The sequence below is a fragment of the Acinetobacter sp. genome (assembly GCF_041919735.1).
GTDB lineage: Bacteria > Pseudomonadota > Gammaproteobacteria > Pseudomonadales > Moraxellaceae > Acinetobacter.
The window spans coordinates 88,838-104,667 of the sequence record NZ_JAYRTF010000004.1 but is presented as its reverse complement, the minus strand read 5'-3'; the positions used below and the strand labels follow the sequence as shown (position 1 = coordinate 104,667).

Sequence of the window (15,830 nt, the reverse complement as noted above, 5' to 3'; positions counted from 1 at the left end):
CATGAGCTTATTAGGTAAGTTAGGCCCAGATGCAATTCCGCACGATCCAATCGTGCTAGTAACTGTGGCTATGATGATCCTAGGCGGTATCGCTGTTGTTGCGGGTATCACCTACTTCAAAAAATGGAATTACCTGTGGACTGAATGGTTCACTTCTGTAGACCATAAAAAAATCGGTATCATGTATATCTTCGTGTCAATTATCATGCTGGTGCGTGGTTTTGCCGATGCGATCATGATGCGTCTTCAGCTGTTCCTTGCAAAAGGCGGCGGCGAAGGTTATTTACACCCTGAACACTATGACCAGATCTTCACTGCCCACGGCGTGATCATGATCTTCTTCGTAGCAATGGGTCTAGTTGTTGGCTTAATGAACATTTCTGTACCGCTTCAAATCGGTGCACGTGACGTAGCCTTCCCATTATTGAACTCTTTGAGCTTCTGGCTATTTGCCGGCGCTGCAGGTTTGATGATGGCTTCTCTTGCAATTGGTGAATTCGCTGCTACAGGCTGGATGGCTTACCCTCCACTGTCTGGCACTCAATATTCTCCAGGCGTAGGCGTGGACTACTATATTTGGGCGCTTCAGATTTCTGGCCTAGGTACACTTTTAACTGGTGTTAACTTCTTCGTTACCATCATTAAAATGCGTGCGCCTGGCATGAAACTTATGGACATGCCTATTTTCACTTGGACTGCGCTTTGTACAGCTGTGCTGATCATCGCATCATTCCCTGTGTTGACTGCAACTATTGCAATGCTTTCGCTTGACCGTTACTTCGGCTTCCACTTCTTCACAAACGACTTGGGCGGCAGTCCAATGCTGTATGTGAACTTGATTTGGACTTGGGGCCACCCAGAAGTATATATCTTGATCTTGCCAGCATTCGGTATTTACTCAGAAGTTACATCTACATTTGCACGCAAAACTTTGTTCGGCTACAAATCTATGGTGTATGCAACGATCGCAATCACAGTATTGTCATTCATTGTATGGGTTCACCACTTCTTTACTATGGGTGCAGGCGCCAACGTTAACGCGTTCTTCGGCATCATGACCATGATCATTGCGATTCCTACTGGTGTGAAAATCTTCTCTTGGTTATTCACTATGTATAAGGGCCGCATCACTTTCACGACTCCAATGCTGTGGACACTTGGCTTCCTTGTGACTTTCGGTATCGGCGGTTTAACGGGCGTATTAATGGCAGTTCCGCCAGCGGACTTCTTAGTACATAACTCGTTATTCTTGATTGCTCACTTCCATAACGTAATTATTGGCGGTGTAGTATTCGGTATGTTTGCAGGTATCATTTTCTACTGGCCAAAAATGTTTGGCTGGAAGCTTAATGAAACTTGGGGCAAAGCAGCGTTCTGGTTCTGGTTCTTCGGTTTCTATTTTGCATTCATGCCGCTTTATATCCTTGGCTTTATGGGTATGACTCGCCGTCTGAATACATATGACAACCCTGAATGGGACCCATACTTAGCAATTGCGCTATTTGGTTCTGTTCTTGTTGCGATCGGTATCTTCTGTTTTGTTATGCAAATCGTTGTGGGCTTCCTTCAACGCAAAGACAACATGGATCTTACTGGCGACCCTTGGGATGGCCGTGTACTTGAATGGTCTACTTCGTCTCCTGCTCCGTTCTATAACTTTGCTTACCTTCCAAAGATCAATGGTATTGATACTTTCTGGACTGACAAAGAAAACGGCGTTGCATATGCGAAACCAACCAAGTATGAAGATATTCATATGCCTACCAACCGTGCTGCAGGCTTTGTAATGGCAATGTTCATTACTGTAATGGGCTTTGGTTTAATCTGGCACATTTGGTGGTTAGTAGCGATTACTTTCGTTTCTGCAATCATCAGCTTCATCGTGTCTTCTTTCACTAAGAAAGTGGATTACTATGTACCGGCTGCTGAAGTTGAGCGTATCGAAAATGAACGCTATGCGATTCTTGAAAAACACTTGAAGAAGGACTAAGACGATGGCTGAAGTACTTCATCACGATAACCATGGCCATGATGAGCATCATCACCACGATGATACAGACATCACAGTCTTTGGTTTCTGGACTTACTTGATGAGTGACTTGATCATTTTCGGTACACTCTTCATCGCGTTCGCTGTATTAAGCAGCCACGTTCCAATGGGAACTCCAAGTGCAAAAGAACTGTTTGGCGAATCTTTAGGCTTCGTTTTAACTGAAACTTTTGCCCTGTTGATTTCTTCGGTAACGTTTGGTTTTGCTGTTCTTGCTGCATACAAGAAAAACGTTGGCCAAGTTCTGACTTGGTTAGCGGTTACTTGGTTATTCGGCGCTGCCTTCATCGGCATGGAACTTTATGAGTTCAATCACCTGGTACACGAAGGTTATGGCCCAACTACCAGCGCGTTCTTATCATCGTTCTTTACGCTAGTAGGTACGCATGGTATTCACGTGACTTCTGGTCTGGTATGGATGCTTGTGTTGATGTTCCAAATCAAGAAAAATGGTTTGACACTTCCAAACACTCGCCGTCTTGCTTGCCTAAGCTTGTTCTGGCACTTCCTTGACATCGTTTGGATCTGTGTATTCAGCGTAGTTTACTTAATGGGAGTTCTATAATGAGTCATGATCACAACACTACTGGTGCAGCTCACGGCAATACTAAACAGTACACTATCGGCTTTATCTTGTCAGTTGTCCTAACCATCATCCCTTTCGGTATGGTTATGGCTGGCGGATTCGGCCGCGGTCTGCTGGTTACTGTGATTGCAATTACAGCTGTTGCTCAGATCCTTGTGCAGTTGATTTACTTCCTGCACATGAACTCTTCTTCAGAACAGCGCTGGAACGTTATCGCATTTATCTATACGATTTTGACTGTTGCTATTCTGCTTGTGGGTTCTGTCTGGATTATGAACTACCTGCACTACAACATGATGATCTAAACTGGTCGTCATGCTGAAAAAGTATTTATTCCTGACTAAGCCAGGAATTCTCTTTGGTAACTTCGTTACCACTCTGGGCGGCTTCTTCTTAGCCGCCCAGGGCTCTGTAGATTTCCTTCTTCTTTTTATCACCCTGCTCGGTACAACTTTAGTTGTCGCTTCTGGCTGTGTTGTCAATAACGTCATTGATCAAGATATTGATCAAAAGATGGAACGGACAATGAACCGCGCATTGGTCAAAAAAACCATCAGCCCTTCTGTTGCACTGGCATTTTCTGCTGTGCTTGGAATTTCAGGTTTCGCCCTGCTGTGGTTCTTTGTCAATGCCTATGCTTTTGGCTTCGCTGTGCTTGGCTTTGTGGTTTATGTAATTTTTTACAGTCTTTGGAGCAAACGTACTTCTATTCACCAAACCGTGATTGGCAGTATCTCTGGCGCAAGCCCTCCAGTAATTGGCTATACTGCTGTTTCAAATGAATTTGACGTTGCTACGCTGCTGATTTTCTTAGCATATGCGCTATGGCAAATGCCGCATTCATGGGGAATTGCCGTTTACCGATTCAATGACTATAAAAATGCCGGCATTCCAATTTTGCCTGTAGCGCGTTCAATTTTCCGCACGAAAGTTGAAAGCTTGATTTATGTCCTGCTGTTCGCTGCTGTATTAAATGGTTTGTATTGTTTTGGCTATACCAACATATTCTTCTTGATCACCTTTAACGCGCTGTGCGCCTACTGGGTGTATTTGTCGATTATTGGTTTTAAAGCTGAAAACGATCAGGTTTGGGCGAAACGCTATTTCTTATATTCAGTGATTTTAATTACTGCATTAAGTTTCAGCTTCAGTTTCAGCTACATCTCACCTGCACCGCATTTACCGCTGTTTTAAAAAAGATAGAGTTCTCTCTATCTTTTTTTATTCCCTGATTTTTATTTGCTGTTCCCTCTGCTGATTTTTATCCGCCAAGCTTCATTCCATATTTCAGAATGCTGACTTCCTTGCTACCATAGCGCGCACAATAATAACTCAGCTATGCGATGACTATACCAATTCAATCTTCAGCAAAATTTGCTCATTTAATCCTTCTGTCTGCCAGCCTGTTTTTCAGTTCCATCAGTTTTTCCGGCGCAGATGTATCCTGTTATCCCACCACAGACATGCAGCACAATGCCTATACTGCCTGTGACAATTTACCGGCGCTCACTCCTGCCAATGACAATCAAACCAATATGCTGCTGCTCCTGAGCGATTTAGGACTGGCCAAGCTTAAATTTGATACCGCAGAAAAAAGCAGCTTATGGGAAACGCAATATAGCGCTGTGCCTTTTGAAACCAAATCATTGACTTATGCCGCAGCAAATAAAGCGCCGAATGCCCGTTTGAAAAATTCAAGTGAAGCGGATCCTTATCAGGAACATTGCAGCAGCCTGAAAAGCGGCGCCAATGCATTCAGCGCGCATGTCCGTGCAGATTCACAGCTTTCAGCGCGTGAAAAAGACGCGCTCCTCAAAGAACGCGCAAAATTGACTTCTTGTCAAAATGAAATCTCGCTGCTTGCTGTCAATCCGAATGACTCTATCCGTGCCCGCCAATATGCATCGTACTTAAATGGCGCAATTGCTTTCTACAATAGTCACTTTTCCACAGCTGCTAAAATATTTTCAGCATTAACCGCTGCTGATCAGCCTTGGATCAAAGAAACATCGCAATATATGCTGATCCGCAGCAATTTAAATGCCGCCTTTCAAAGCGGTGTGGGTGAATATGGCGACTTAGACCATGACAAGCTGGATCAAAAACTGCTGCTGTCTTTCTTCAATAGCATTACGGCATATTTTAAACAGTACCCCAATGGCCAATATGCCGCCAGCGCACGCGGCATGCTGCGCCGCGGCTTTTGGCTGAGTGGCCAGCAAGACCGTCTAGTGGATGAGCTGGCTTGGCAAATCAATCATCCAGAGTCTAAAGTCTATAATCTGGAATTAAATAACCTGGTGTATGAAATTGACCGCCACGTATTCCAAAGCCGCAGCTTTAAAGCGCAAAATTTAAAAGACCCGTCCTTTTTGGCCATTTATGACCTGATGCTGATGCGCAAAGCCGAATCTCCAGAGGATAAAGTCATTAGCTGGGCCGAATTGAACAGTCAAAAAGCGCTGTTTAAAAACCGGCCTGAACTGTTCCAGTATTTGCAGGCCAATCATTTATTCTTTGTACAAAATAAAGCCCAAGACGCGCTGAGCTATTTGCCTAAAGACCTCTCCGCTGCGGATACATTGGCATCAAACTATTTAAGCCTGAGCCAAATTTTGCTAAAAGGCCGTATTTTAGAAAAGCTGCAAGGCGCTTCGGACCAAACCCAGCAATATTGGGAAAGCGGACTGAATAAAGCCAAGACACCAGAACAGCGCGGTTTATTTGAACTGATGCTGTATCCCTATTATGCAAAACAACAAGCGGCTGAGTTCTTCAGCGGCAGCAAAGCCAAAATTCAGCAAGCGTCACTGCAAAAAGCCTTTATCGATGAACACGCCAATGAACACAGCTTAATGCAGATTGTGCAGGACAAATCAGCCAGCACAGACCAAAAAAATTTAGCGCTGTTTAATCTGCTGCAAAAATCCTTAATTCATCAAAATTTCAGCCTGTTTAATCAAGCCTATGCACTGCTGCCTAAAAATGCGGCGCAGTATGTCTACAATAGTGATGAAAAATTTGAAAATTTCCAGCATCAGCCGCCGCTGGGTAATTTTGTTTGGAAAGGCCATACCGTCAGCAGCAGCATTCAATGCCCCGAACTGAATAGCCTGATGCAAAAGCTGCAGCAAAAACCGCAGGATTTAATTCTACGCTTATGCCTTGGCGAATACGTCCGCTCTGAACAGGGCTATAGAGTCAACAGCCAGACCTATGCAGAAAAACAGCGCAGCTATTTTTACGGCCCCATATTCGCCCGCGGCCAAGTCTATAAAGACATCCTGAAAACTTCAGGCAATTCAGAGCTAAAAGCCTATGCACTGTACCGTTCCATCATGTGCTATTCACCCGGCGGCAGCAATGACTGCCAAGACAGCGATGTTGCCAAACCTGTGCGCAAGCAATGGTATGATCAAATCAAACGCGATTATCCAAATACAGTTTGGGCGAAATCCTTGAAATACTATTGGTAAAACGTCAAGCCATGAAAAACTTACGCTTGCTGAAACAGATCTGTTCAATTTTGCTTGCCGCAAGCTGTGCCTATGGCGCTTTAAGCCTGCTGGCTGGCCAGCCGAGTCCATCTGTACAGCCTGCGTACCGCATTAATGCCGATGATTTTGATGCTTTTTGGATTTGGGGCAATATTCAATCTGCCCCTTATTTATCCAAGGCCAAAGAATTGTACATTCTGCAGGGCGAAGTGCAGATTCACCCTTACCGCAAGCAATCCGCATTTATTCCGCAGGGCGTTCAGGTTTTAACGATACCGCATCAAAAGGTCTGGCTGGTCTTTCGCAATCACCATTTAAACTGGCGCGGCAGCGAACTGCAGCAAATTTTGCAGCGGGTGCAGCAATGGGAAAAGGCCGGCAATCACGTTCAGGGCATTCAAATTGATTTTGATGCCAAAACGCAAAACCTGCATGCTTATGCCCTGTTTTTAGCCCAGCTCAGACAGCAGCTGCCTAAAAAATATCAGCTCAGCATCACCGGCCTGATGGACTGGAGCAATATGCAGGATGCGCAAACGCTGCAATTATTTCGTCATAATATTAATGAAATCATTGTCCAAACCTATCAAGGCTCCAGCACGATTCCCTATTATGAAGCCTATCTGCATAAAATTTCTCAGCTGAAGCTGCCCTATAAAATCGGCGCTGTCCAAGGCGGAAAATGGAATCCTGCGCTGAACTTTCGGCATGATCCGAATTTTAAAGGTATGGTGATTTTCTTATTGCGCGGCCAAGCCAAAACATAAATTCTTTAAAAATTGAAGGCTTTTTCAATGTATGCCTTGAATTAAAACTGCAAAGGCACTAAAATCCATGCTTCGCAAATTTTGCGGCACAACTTCGGTTGTGACTCCTTGCTTCTGACAATTGCGTCAGGGGCTGTATAATCCGTAAGGAGCTGACAATGCGTCATTACGAAATCGTACTTTTAGTACACCCAGATCAAAGCGATCAAGTGGTTGGTATGGTAGAACGCTATATCTCTCACATCAAAGATGCTGAAGGTCAAATTCACCGTCTTGAAGATTGGGGCCGTCGTCAATTGGCTTACCCAATTAACAAAATTCATAAAGCGCACTACATTTTGATGAACGTTGAATGTGGTCAAACTACGCTTGATGAGCTTGAAGAATTGTTCCGTTACAACGATGCAATCATTCGCAGCTTAATCATCCGTCGTGAAAACGCTATCACTGAAGAGTCACTATTGGCTAAGAGTGCTGAAGAAAAACGTGCGCGTAAAGCTCAACGTGAAGAAGCACAACAAGCTCAAGACTCTGCTGAAGCATAAGGAGAACATAACATGGCACGTTTCTACCGTCGTCGCAAGTTCTGCCGCTTTACAGCTGAGAACGTTACATATATCGACTACAAAGATATCGACACTTTAAAACAGTACATCACTGAAAACGGCAAGATTGTTCCTAGCCGTATTACAGGTACTAAAGCTCGTTACCAACGTCAATTAGCGCTTGCTATCAAACAAGCTCGCTACTTGTCTTTGATCCCTTACACTGACAATCATAAGTGAGGTTGAGCTGTGGATATTATCTTATTACAACGCATTAAAAACCTTGGTAAATTAGGCGATAAAGTTTCAGTTAAAGCTGGTTACGGCCGTAACTTCCTTATCCCTCAAGGTAAAGCAGTTGCAGCTACTGAAGCTAACACTGCAGCTTTTGAAGCTCGCCGCGCTGAACTTGAGAAACAAGAAGCTGATATTTTAGCTGCTGCTCAAGCACGTGCTGACCAATTGAACGAAGTGAACATCGTTATTACTGCTAAGTCAGGTGACGAAGGTAAACTATTCGGTTCTATCGGTACTCGTGACATCGCTGATGCTTTAACTAATGCTGGTCTTGTTGTAGACCGCGCAGAAGTTCGTTTACCAAATGGTGCGCTTCGCAACACTGGTGAATTCAACATCGCAATCCAATTGCATCATGATGTTGCTGCTGAAGTTCTCGTTACTATCGTAGCTGAGTAATTTTTTGCAGAAAAAAGAGCATGCACTTGCATGCTCTTTTTTTATCTCTGAAATTTGCATTTCAATCTTTGCACCTCAAATGAATCTTGCTTTTTTTTGCCCAATAATATTTCGCATTTCCCTCACAATTGCGAGTATGATTTGTCTGGCAATCATGGTTGAAATTTCTTCTCCATACCCCATTTTATAAAAGCATTGACTGTATTTAACACCAGGGATTTATATGTCACAGGCGAATGCCAGCACTAAAGCAGAAATCAAAAATAGCGAATCTGGCCAGCTGAAAGAGTTCCGCACTCCCCCGCATAATCTTGCCATTGAACAGGCCGTCTTGGCTGCATTGATGACAGTTGCAGAATCATTTGAACAAGTCGGCGACGTGCTGACAGAAAATGACTTTTATGCAACGCGCCACAAATATATTTTCCGTGCGATTGACCAGCTTTCCAAAGACAGCTCGCCTTATGACGCGGTTTTGGTGCACGACTGGCTGACCAAGCAAAATCTGCTGGATGCGATTGGCGGTGAGGAATACCTCATGCAGCTGATGTCTGATTCGCCATCAAGCTTTTATAACTTAGAAACCTACGCCAATAAAATTAAAGAATTCTCAACGCTCAGAAGCATGATCAAAGTCAGCTCTGATATTTTGCAGAATGCTTATGACACCAAAGGCCGCACAGTCAGTGAAATTTTAGATCTTGCTGAAACCAATATCTTTTCGATTGCCGAACAGCACAATAACAATGCCAAAGCGCAAGGCCCGAAAGCGATCAACTCTGTTGTGGCCGATGTTTTTGACAAACTGAATGAATTGTCGCAAATGGAAGGCAGCATTACCGGCTTAAGCACTGGCTTTGTAGAACTGGACAATAAAACTTCCGGCATGCAAGGCGGCGATTTGATTATTGTTGCAGCCCGTCCATCGATGGGTAAAACCACCTTTGCCATGAACTTGGTGGAAAGCGTGCTGTTCAACAACAACCTGCCAGCACTGGTTTACTCTATGGAGATGCCCGCCGATTCCATCGCTATGCGTTTGATTTCGTCTTTTGGCCGCGTGCATCAGGGCCATCTGCGCGCCGGTAAAATGGATGCAGATGAATGGTCTAAAGTGACCAGCACCATTGTTCATTTGCAGGAAAAAAACCTGTATATCGATGACTCATCGGCATTGCCGCCGACAGAAGTCCGCGCCCGCGCGCGCCGCATTGCCAAAATGCACGGCGGCAAGCTGGGCTGCATCATGGTCGATTACTTGCAGCTGATGAAAGTTCCCGGCATGGGTGATAACCGTGTCGGCGAGATCTCGGAAATTTCCCGAAGCTTAAAAGCATTAGCGAAAGAAATGAACTGTCCAGTAATTGCACTGTCTCAGCTGAACCGATCGCTGGAAAACCGTCCGAACAAACGTCCGGTTATGTCGGATTTGCGTGAATCCGGCGCGATCGAGCAGGATGCCGATTTGATTATGTTTATTTACCGTGATGAGGTTTATAACAAGGAATCGAAGGAAGCCGGCACGGCAGAAATTATTATCGGCAAACAGCGTAACGGCCCGATTGGTACTGTACGTCTCGCCTTTGAGGGTCAGTACACGAAATTCAGTAACCTTTCGCCTGAGTTCTATGCTCAATATGATGACGAAGAGTAATATATAAATTACGTTCTCATTGAAACTGGGGCTGATGACCAAAACTGAAGCCATTTAATAAGCCTTTCCCACAATACTTTGAAAACTGAAGATGATGAATGATCTTTATTTTCAACCTGCGATTGTGGAAAAGCCTCTTCCAACTGTTTGCAAGTTTTATATTTTTCTTGAATTTTGGCTAAATAATATTTTTGGTCATGCTCAATAAAACCATCTAAAATGCCTACCGTTTGATGATTCCTATGCGCGCAATTCGCAGTTTTTTTATTCCACGCTAAAAATGGCACTATAGGCTTAGAAATGCTTAATCGATCATTTTCACAATTTAATGCAGCAAATGAAACGATTTGATATTCATCCGCTTTCGTTCCATCTGGTGCATAAGCCAAGCCAATAATGAGCTGATCCTTTGAAATATTTTTAATCGCAAATGAACTATGCCATTGCTTGGGTATTGCATAGCGAAATTTATCCAAGCCTGATCTAAAAATAAATTTTTCAGCCGTTAAGTGAACAGTGACGTTAGGCGCATTCACCTGATTTGCTGCAGATGTTTGAAATCGAGCAATAAATACATCTTCTGGAGTATGAGGCATGCAAGCTGTTGCATGGCTGATCGAAAACATTCCAAACATTGCTAAGCATACCCGATGAAAATTTCTCATGGAACAAACTCTAATTATTTATCATTTAAATTCAATTTTATTCACCTCACCTATTGTCTATTGGCTTCACCGAATAGACGAATTCACCTCTTTAAAATTCTTAATGAAGGCCCATATTTTCAGGCCAGCTTCAAAATGTGCCGAATTTATGGTGACATTTTAATGTCTAAAACTTTTTTTTCATGTTTATTTTATTTTCCCGATTTATTTATAAATATTCATTAAAAACACAAATGCGCATGTCTATTTAGTTTTGAGAGGAATACAATATTGCAGGTTTAAAAAACACGCCTTGCAAAGCAGGCCTGCTGTTTAAACCGATATCTTGTACCAATCTGTACAAATCCATATTTGTCATTCCCAAGGAGTAACGAGGGTGCGTCAAGCAACAGTTTATATTGATCAAGCAGCGCTTCAATATAATTTAAACCGTGTCAAACAACTTGCCCCAACCGCTAAAATCGTAAGCATGGTCAAAGCCAACGCCTACGGACATGGAGTCAAAGACTGCTTAGCCGCCTTAAGTTCAACAGACGCCTTTGGCGTCGCCTGCCTTGAAGAAGCCATTGAAATCCGTGAATTAGGCTATCAGCAGCCAATCACGCTGATTGAAGGGATTTTTTCTGCTGATGAAATGCAAGTTGCGGTCGATAACAGCATTGAAGTGATTGTGCACCATCAGCAGCAGCTGGACTGGCTGCGCGCGCATAAAGATGCCTATATCGCCAAAGAATTGAAAGTCTGGGTCAAGCTGAATAGCGGCATGAACCGCCTAGGCTTTAAAGTGCCTGAAATTATTGAGGTAATTAATGCACTGAAAGCTGAAGGCTTCACCTGTGTTTTGGCGATGCACTTTGCCAATGCTGATGCAGACCATCATCCTTTAAATGACCAGCAGCGCGCTCAATTCCTGCACGTTAAGGAAGCCTGCGCACCTGTTATGGGCTCTTGCTGCAACTCAGCCGCCATCTATAAATGGCCTGAACTGAATTTTGACTTTGTCCGTCCAGGCATCATGCTTTACGGCGCAACCCCATTTGCGGACAAATCCGTGGAAGACCTTGACCTTAAACCGGTCATGACCTTTACAGCCGAAGTGATTGCCTTGAATACCATCCAAGCTGGCGAATCTGTAGGCTATGGTTCAACCTTTGTTGCAGACCAAGCAATGGATCTTGCTATTGTTTCGATTGGCTATGGTGACGGCTACCCTCGCGCTTTCCCGAAACAGAACTATGTAGCCATCAATGGCCAGCAAACACGTGTGATTGGCCGTGTAGCGATGGATATGATTGCCATTGATGTTACAGGCATCGATGCGCCGCTCGGCACAGAAGTTGAGCTGTGGGGCAAAGACCGCTTGGTTGATGATGTTGCTGAAGCCAATGGCACCATCGGTTATGAACTGTTATGCCGCATGAGTGCGCGCCCTGCACGCAAACTTGCTTAATGGCTTTTTAGAAAAAACCAAAAGCCCAGATTATTCTGGGCTTTTTTTATGTGGCTTAGAATTATAGATATTTGAGCATTATTAAAATTCAAACGATGGAATCTGAACTATCGAAATCTAAGCTATTGAAATTTGAGCTATTGAAATCTGAACTATTGAAAATAGTCATCCGTTGGTTTTGCCAATTCAATGAGGCCTTGGCGCAAGGCTTCTGACCAGCCTTTACTGATCATAGTGAAGTATGGGTCTTCCTCATAAATGCGCTTGCCATGCGGCGTGATCAAACTGTCTTTTTTATAGACCAATGCATCCAAGGGCATGCCGACAGAAACATTGGAGCGGATGGTCGAATCAAAGGAGATGAGGCTGCAACGCATGGCTTCATCGAGCGGCATATCATAGCGCAAGGTGCGGTCTAAAATCGGTTTGCCGTATTTGCTTTCACCAATTTGAAAATACGGCGTATCTGACGTGGCGCTAATAAAATTGCCTTGCGGGTAAATATTATACAACTGCATTTGACCGCCCTTAATCTGCCCGCCCAGCAATAGGCTGCAATAATAATTGCTTTGTTCTACAGTATCTGTGGTGACATCGGCAATGACTTTTTTTAAGGTGTGGCCAACCAGCTCAGCCATCTCAAACATGGTGCTCACGCTATATAAATTGGGTTCCTGCTTCAGTTCCAACTGATTCTGCAAATGGCCGATGACCGCCTGAGTTGTCGCTAAATTGCCGGAGGCCTGAATGACAATGAAACGCTCACCCGCCATGCCAAAGGTATAAAGCTTGCGGAATACAGAAATATGATCGACCCCGGCGTTGGTCCGCGTGTCGCTGATAAACACCATCCCGTCTTTTAAGCGCAATGCACAGCAATAGGTCATTTTCTATCCTTTTTTCCTTTTTTATTAGCAGCTGAGCACCTGAACAATCGAATTCATGCACTCAAAGCCTCCTTTTTCACGCACGCCGCGCACAGGCGCAACGTCCCAATAATCTCGGCCAACGGCCACATAAATATGCGAATGGGGTGCAAAAAGCTGATTGCTGACATCAAAACAATACCATGCATTGTCTAAAAATACTTCTGCCCAAGCATGACTGGCCAAATGCATGCTCTGCGGCGCAAATAAGTAACCCGAGACATAGCGCGCGGGCAAGCCTAAAGATTTGCACATCGCAATGAATACATGGCTATGATCCTGACACACCCCTTGCCTGCACTGAAATGCCTGCATGGCTGAGGTATTGACAGATGTCTGCTGCGGCGCATAGGGAATATGCTCCAGCACGGCGCCTGCCAGACGGATCAAGCTCGAGCGGCTGCCTGCCGATGCATGCTGCAGCGCGAACTGCTTCATTGCATCATCGCACAAGGTGCTGGCGGTCGGCTGCAGAAAAAGATTCGGATTTATTGAATCTGCAGCGCCAACTGGGCTGTGCGGATTCATTTCCACGACCCCTTGCGCCATAATGCTCATTTGACGGTATGGTTCACGCTGCGAACAGGTCAGCCAAATATTGCGGAATGCATCCTGCTTCGCCTCTTTTTCTCCAGGCACGCTGATATCCCAATAATGCACGCGCTGATGGGTATTCGATGAAGGAATCATCTTAATGTACTGAATGCTGTTCTGCACCGGCGCGCTGTAAACATAATGCGTCTGGTGATTCACCATCAGCTTCATGCGTCTGCCTCAAATAAAGTTTGCAGATGATCATTGAAATGATAAAACTGCATGCTGCAAGGTTCTAAATTGAGTTCATCCAGCGCTTCGCTTAAGCCTTGCATTCCTAATCCAGACAATGCTGCAACCACATCCTTCAACTGCATCAAGGTTGCAGCCAGATCCTGCTTAAAGCGCAGCTGGCGGTCTAAATTTTCCATGCACTGCCCTAAACTGTAAAATAGAAACACCGCTTCCTGTTCCGCTTCCAGCACATCCTGGCAATCGGCAGCGACATCGCTGATATACGCCGCATTTGCACTGGCATTGCCAATCAGCTGATTCAGTTCGGCATAAGCGCCAGCCGATAAAACCCCGCGCAAATCGGCAATGTTGTTCTGCGCATACTGGAACTGCGAAACAAAAGAAACCGGATGCTGAGGATCAAGCGCCAATTCATTTAAAGAACTGGCATCAAAAGCCGGCAAGCAAAATGCATGCGCATAATCGCGCGCGGCATCATCATTTTGAAAGGGATAAATGCTGCACAAATACTGTGTGCGCGTTAAATAGCGTCCGAGCCAAAAAATATTTTCAGCATTGCTGTTTAATAAAATCATTGCTGCTCCTTGTGTGGAGTTCTAAGAATGCAGATTGTCGACAATCCAAGTATCTTTGATGCCGCCGCCTTGAGAAGAGTTCACCACCAATGAACCCGCCTGCATAGCCACCCGCGTCAATCCGCCCGGTACAATTTCCGTGCGGTAAGGCGAGCTCAGTACAAATGGGCGCAAATCAATATGGCGCTCTGCTGCGCCAAACGGGGTCAAGGCCGGGCAAACCGATAAATCTAAAGTCGGCTGCGCAATATACAAATGCGGCGCAGCCAGCACTTTCGCTTTGAATTCAGCAATTTGCTGTGAAGATGCCTGCGGGCCGATCAGCATGCCGTAACCGCCTGAACCCTGTGCTTCTTTGACCACCAGCTGATCCAGATGCGCAATCACATAATCCAAATCTTCTGATTCGCGGCATTGATAAGTCGGCACATTTTTTAAAATAGGCTGCTCACCTAAATAAAAACGGATCATCTTATCGACATAAGGATAAATAGATTTGTCGTCTGCAACTCCCGTACCCGGTGCATTTGCTAAAACCACATTGTGATTTAAGTAAGCGGACATCAGCCCGGCAACACCCAGCGTGCTGTCCGGCTTAAAGCACAATGGATCTAAAAATGCGTCATCGATGCGTCTATAAATTACATCAACCCGCTGACGCCCCTTGATTGTTTTCACATAAACTTTATCGTTTTCTACAAAAAGGTCACGCGATGTCACCAAGGGCACATCCATTTCCCTTGCTAAAAAGGCATGTTCATAATATGCGCTGTTGTAGCGTCCCGGGGTCAGCACCACAATAAATGGATGATCACAGCAGGCATTTTCCGCCAGCATTGCTTTTAATAACTGCGGATATTGCTCTATGCCTAAAATATGGCTTTGCTTGAACAGGTCCGGCATTAATTTTTGACTGATCTTGCGGCTTTCCAGCATATAAGATACGCCGGAGGGGGTTCTTAAATTGTCTTCCAGCACATAAAATTCTCCCTGCTTGCCGCGAATAATATCAATCCCGCTGATTTGGCTATAAATCTTGCCTTTGAGCGCATGCTGATACATATGCGGTTGATAGACTTCATGGGTCAGCACTTGCAGCTCGGGCACAATGCCTTCTTTTAAAATATCCTGCTGATGATAAATATCATGCAAGAATAAATTCAGCGCTTTTACCCGCTGCGCACTGCCTGCGGCAACAGTATTCCATTGCTTTTTGGCGATGACGCGCGGAATTAAATCAAAAGGAATGGTGCGCGCTGTTCCCAGCTCATCGCCATAAACAGTAAAGGTAATCCCTTCATATAAAAAATGCGCTTTTGCCTGCTGATTCAGCGCGTTCAGCTCATCCAGCGTATGCTGGGCCAGCCATTGCTCAATGCGGCTGCATGCCTCACCGCATATGGCGTGATCATCGCGCATTTCATTAAAAAATTCAGATTTTAAATATGCAAGCAAGGCCTGAGGCTGTGCAATCGCGGAGCTGTGAACCGCACTGAGGCCTGAAGCCGAACTGCCCGATGGCAAACAGCCTTGGCCTGCAGCCGTACCGCCTGCATATGCCTCCAATGCAGGGCTGGAAGCAGGATCTCGATTCTCTTTAAGCATGCCAACCTCTTCATTGTTGTCCATT

At 44.8% G+C, this 15,830-nt stretch carries 16 protein-coding genes; 11 read left to right on the top strand and 5 right to left on the bottom strand.

Annotated elements, in window-relative coordinates:
- The first annotated feature begins 1 nt into the window (after nt 1).
- From cyoB to dnaB, 10 genes are all read left to right on the top strand, one after another.
- The gene (gene cyoB, locus ACE3T3_RS03710) at nt 2-1,990 is read left to right on the top strand and encodes a cytochrome o ubiquinol oxidase subunit I (RefSeq protein ID WP_374664176.1); all 1,989 of its coding nucleotides are present in this window, start codon (nt 2-4) and stop codon (nt 1,988-1,990) included.
- 4 nt (nt 1,991-1,994) lie between these two features.
- Complete coding sequence (gene cyoC / locus ACE3T3_RS03705; protein ID WP_374664174.1) at nt 1,995-2,615, top strand: cytochrome o ubiquinol oxidase subunit III; 621 nt, start codon at nt 1,995-1,997, stop codon at nt 2,613-2,615.
- Nucleotides 2,612-2,941: a cytochrome o ubiquinol oxidase subunit IV gene (gene cyoD / locus ACE3T3_RS03700; protein ID WP_374664300.1), complete on the top strand. Its 330-nt coding sequence runs from the start codon at nt 2,612-2,614 to the stop codon at nt 2,939-2,941. The genes cyoC and cyoD overlap by 4 nt, the downstream gene beginning before the upstream one ends.
- A gap of 10 nt (nt 2,942-2,951) precedes the next feature.
- On the top strand, nt 2,952-3,830 hold the full coding sequence (gene cyoE, locus ACE3T3_RS03695) for a heme o synthase (RefSeq protein ID WP_374664172.1): 879 nt from the start codon (nt 2,952-2,954) through the stop codon (nt 3,828-3,830).
- A 149-nt stretch (nt 3,831-3,979) separates the two neighbouring features.
- On the top strand, nt 3,980-6,112 hold the full coding sequence (locus ACE3T3_RS03690; RefSeq protein ID WP_374664170.1) for a hypothetical protein: 2,133 nt from the start codon (nt 3,980-3,982) through the stop codon (nt 6,110-6,112).
- Nucleotides 6,113-6,138: 26 nt separating this feature from the next.
- On the top strand, nt 6,139-6,900 hold the full coding sequence (locus ACE3T3_RS03685) for a DUF3142 domain-containing protein (RefSeq protein ID WP_374664299.1): 762 nt from the start codon (nt 6,139-6,141) through the stop codon (nt 6,898-6,900).
- Between the two features lie 158 nt (nt 6,901-7,058).
- Nucleotides 7,059-7,445, top strand: a complete 387-nt coding sequence (rpsF, locus tag ACE3T3_RS03680) for a 30S ribosomal protein S6 (RefSeq protein ID WP_005009159.1) — start codon at nt 7,059-7,061, stop codon at nt 7,443-7,445.
- A 12-nt stretch (nt 7,446-7,457) separates the two neighbouring features.
- Complete coding sequence (gene rpsR / locus ACE3T3_RS03675; RefSeq protein WP_004278792.1) at nt 7,458-7,685, top strand: 30S ribosomal protein S18; 228 nt, start codon at nt 7,458-7,460, stop codon at nt 7,683-7,685.
- Nucleotides 7,686-7,694: 9 nt separating this feature from the next.
- Complete coding sequence (rplI, locus tag ACE3T3_RS03670; protein ID WP_374664168.1) at nt 7,695-8,141, top strand: 50S ribosomal protein L9; 447 nt, start codon at nt 7,695-7,697, stop codon at nt 8,139-8,141.
- Between the two features lie 223 nt (nt 8,142-8,364).
- Nucleotides 8,365-9,795: a replicative DNA helicase gene (gene dnaB / locus ACE3T3_RS03665; protein ID WP_374664166.1), complete on the top strand. Its 1,431-nt coding sequence runs from the start codon at nt 8,365-8,367 to the stop codon at nt 9,793-9,795.
- An 8-nt stretch (nt 9,796-9,803) separates the two neighbouring features.
- Here the strand turns inward: dnaB and ACE3T3_RS03660 are convergent, their stop codons facing one another.
- Nucleotides 9,804-10,391, bottom strand: coding sequence for a hypothetical protein (locus ACE3T3_RS03660; protein ID WP_374664164.1), 588 nt, complete (start codon nt 10,389-10,391; stop codon nt 9,804-9,806).
- A 445-nt stretch (nt 10,392-10,836) separates the two neighbouring features.
- Here ACE3T3_RS03660 and alr point away from each other — a divergent pair, with 445 nt between their 5' ends.
- Nucleotides 10,837-11,910 (top strand): alanine racemase, encoded by a 1,074-nt coding sequence (gene alr, locus ACE3T3_RS03655; protein WP_374664162.1) that lies wholly within the window; start codon nt 10,837-10,839, stop codon nt 11,908-11,910.
- 152 nt (nt 11,911-12,062) lie between these two features.
- Here alr and ACE3T3_RS03650 read toward each other — a convergent pair whose 3' ends face one another.
- The 4 genes from ACE3T3_RS03650 to ACE3T3_RS03635 are packed head-to-tail and all read right to left on the bottom strand — an operon-like array spanning nt 12,063 to nt 15,805.
- Nucleotides 12,063-12,797, bottom strand: a complete 735-nt coding sequence (locus ACE3T3_RS03650; RefSeq protein ID WP_374664160.1) for a peptidase — start codon at nt 12,795-12,797, stop codon at nt 12,063-12,065.
- 24 nt (nt 12,798-12,821) lie between these two features.
- The gene (locus ACE3T3_RS03645; RefSeq protein ID WP_374664158.1) at nt 12,822-13,601 is read right to left on the bottom strand and encodes a transglutaminase domain-containing protein; all 780 of its coding nucleotides are present in this window, start codon (nt 13,599-13,601) and stop codon (nt 12,822-12,824) included.
- Nucleotides 13,598-14,200 (bottom strand): alpha-E domain-containing protein, encoded by a 603-nt coding sequence (locus tag ACE3T3_RS03640; protein WP_374664156.1) that lies wholly within the window; start codon nt 14,198-14,200, stop codon nt 13,598-13,600. Before ACE3T3_RS03640 ends, ACE3T3_RS03645 begins: the two co-directional genes overlap by 4 nt.
- Nucleotides 14,201-14,221: 21 nt before the next feature.
- Nucleotides 14,222-15,805: a circularly permuted type 2 ATP-grasp protein gene (locus tag ACE3T3_RS03635; RefSeq protein WP_374664154.1), complete on the bottom strand. Its 1,584-nt coding sequence runs from the start codon at nt 15,803-15,805 to the stop codon at nt 14,222-14,224.
- Between the last annotated feature and the right edge of the window lie 25 nt (nt 15,806-15,830).

Bases quoted from the DNA above. Each gene is read 5' to 3' on its own strand.
- cyoB (WP_374664176.1), top strand. From the start codon at position 2: ATGAGCTTATTAGGTAAGTTAGGCCCAGATGCAATTCCGCACGATCCA.
- cyoC (WP_374664174.1), top strand. From the start codon at position 1,995: ATGGCTGAAGTACTTCATCACGATAACCATGGCCATGATGAGCATCAT.
- cyoE (WP_374664172.1), top strand. From the start codon at position 2,952: ATGCTGAAAAAGTATTTATTCCTGACTAAGCCAGGAATTCTCTTTGGT.
- ACE3T3_RS03690 (WP_374664170.1), top strand. From the start codon at position 3,980: ATGACTATACCAATTCAATCTTCAGCAAAATTTGCTCATTTAATCCTT.
- rpsF (WP_005009159.1), top strand. From the start codon at position 7,059: ATGCGTCATTACGAAATCGTACTTTTAGTACACCCAGATCAAAGCGAT.
- rpsR (WP_004278792.1), top strand. From the start codon at position 7,458: ATGGCACGTTTCTACCGTCGTCGCAAGTTCTGCCGCTTTACAGCTGAG.
- dnaB (WP_374664166.1), top strand. From the start codon at position 8,365: ATGTCACAGGCGAATGCCAGCACTAAAGCAGAAATCAAAAATAGCGAA.
- ACE3T3_RS03660 (WP_374664164.1), bottom strand. From the start codon at position 10,391: ATGCCTCATACTCCAGAAGATGTATTTATTGCTCGATTTCAAACATCT.
- ACE3T3_RS03650 (WP_374664160.1), bottom strand. From the start codon at position 12,797: ATGACCTATTGCTGTGCATTGCGCTTAAAAGACGGGATGGTGTTTATC.
- ACE3T3_RS03645 (WP_374664158.1), bottom strand. From the start codon at position 13,601: ATGAAGCTGATGGTGAATCACCAGACGCATTATGTTTACAGCGCGCCG.
- ACE3T3_RS03640 (WP_374664156.1), bottom strand. From the start codon at position 14,200: ATGATTTTATTAAACAGCAATGCTGAAAATATTTTTTGGCTCGGACGC.
- ACE3T3_RS03635 (WP_374664154.1), bottom strand. From the start codon at position 15,805: ATGCTTAAAGAGAATCGAGATCCTGCTTCCAGCCCTGCATTGGAGGCA.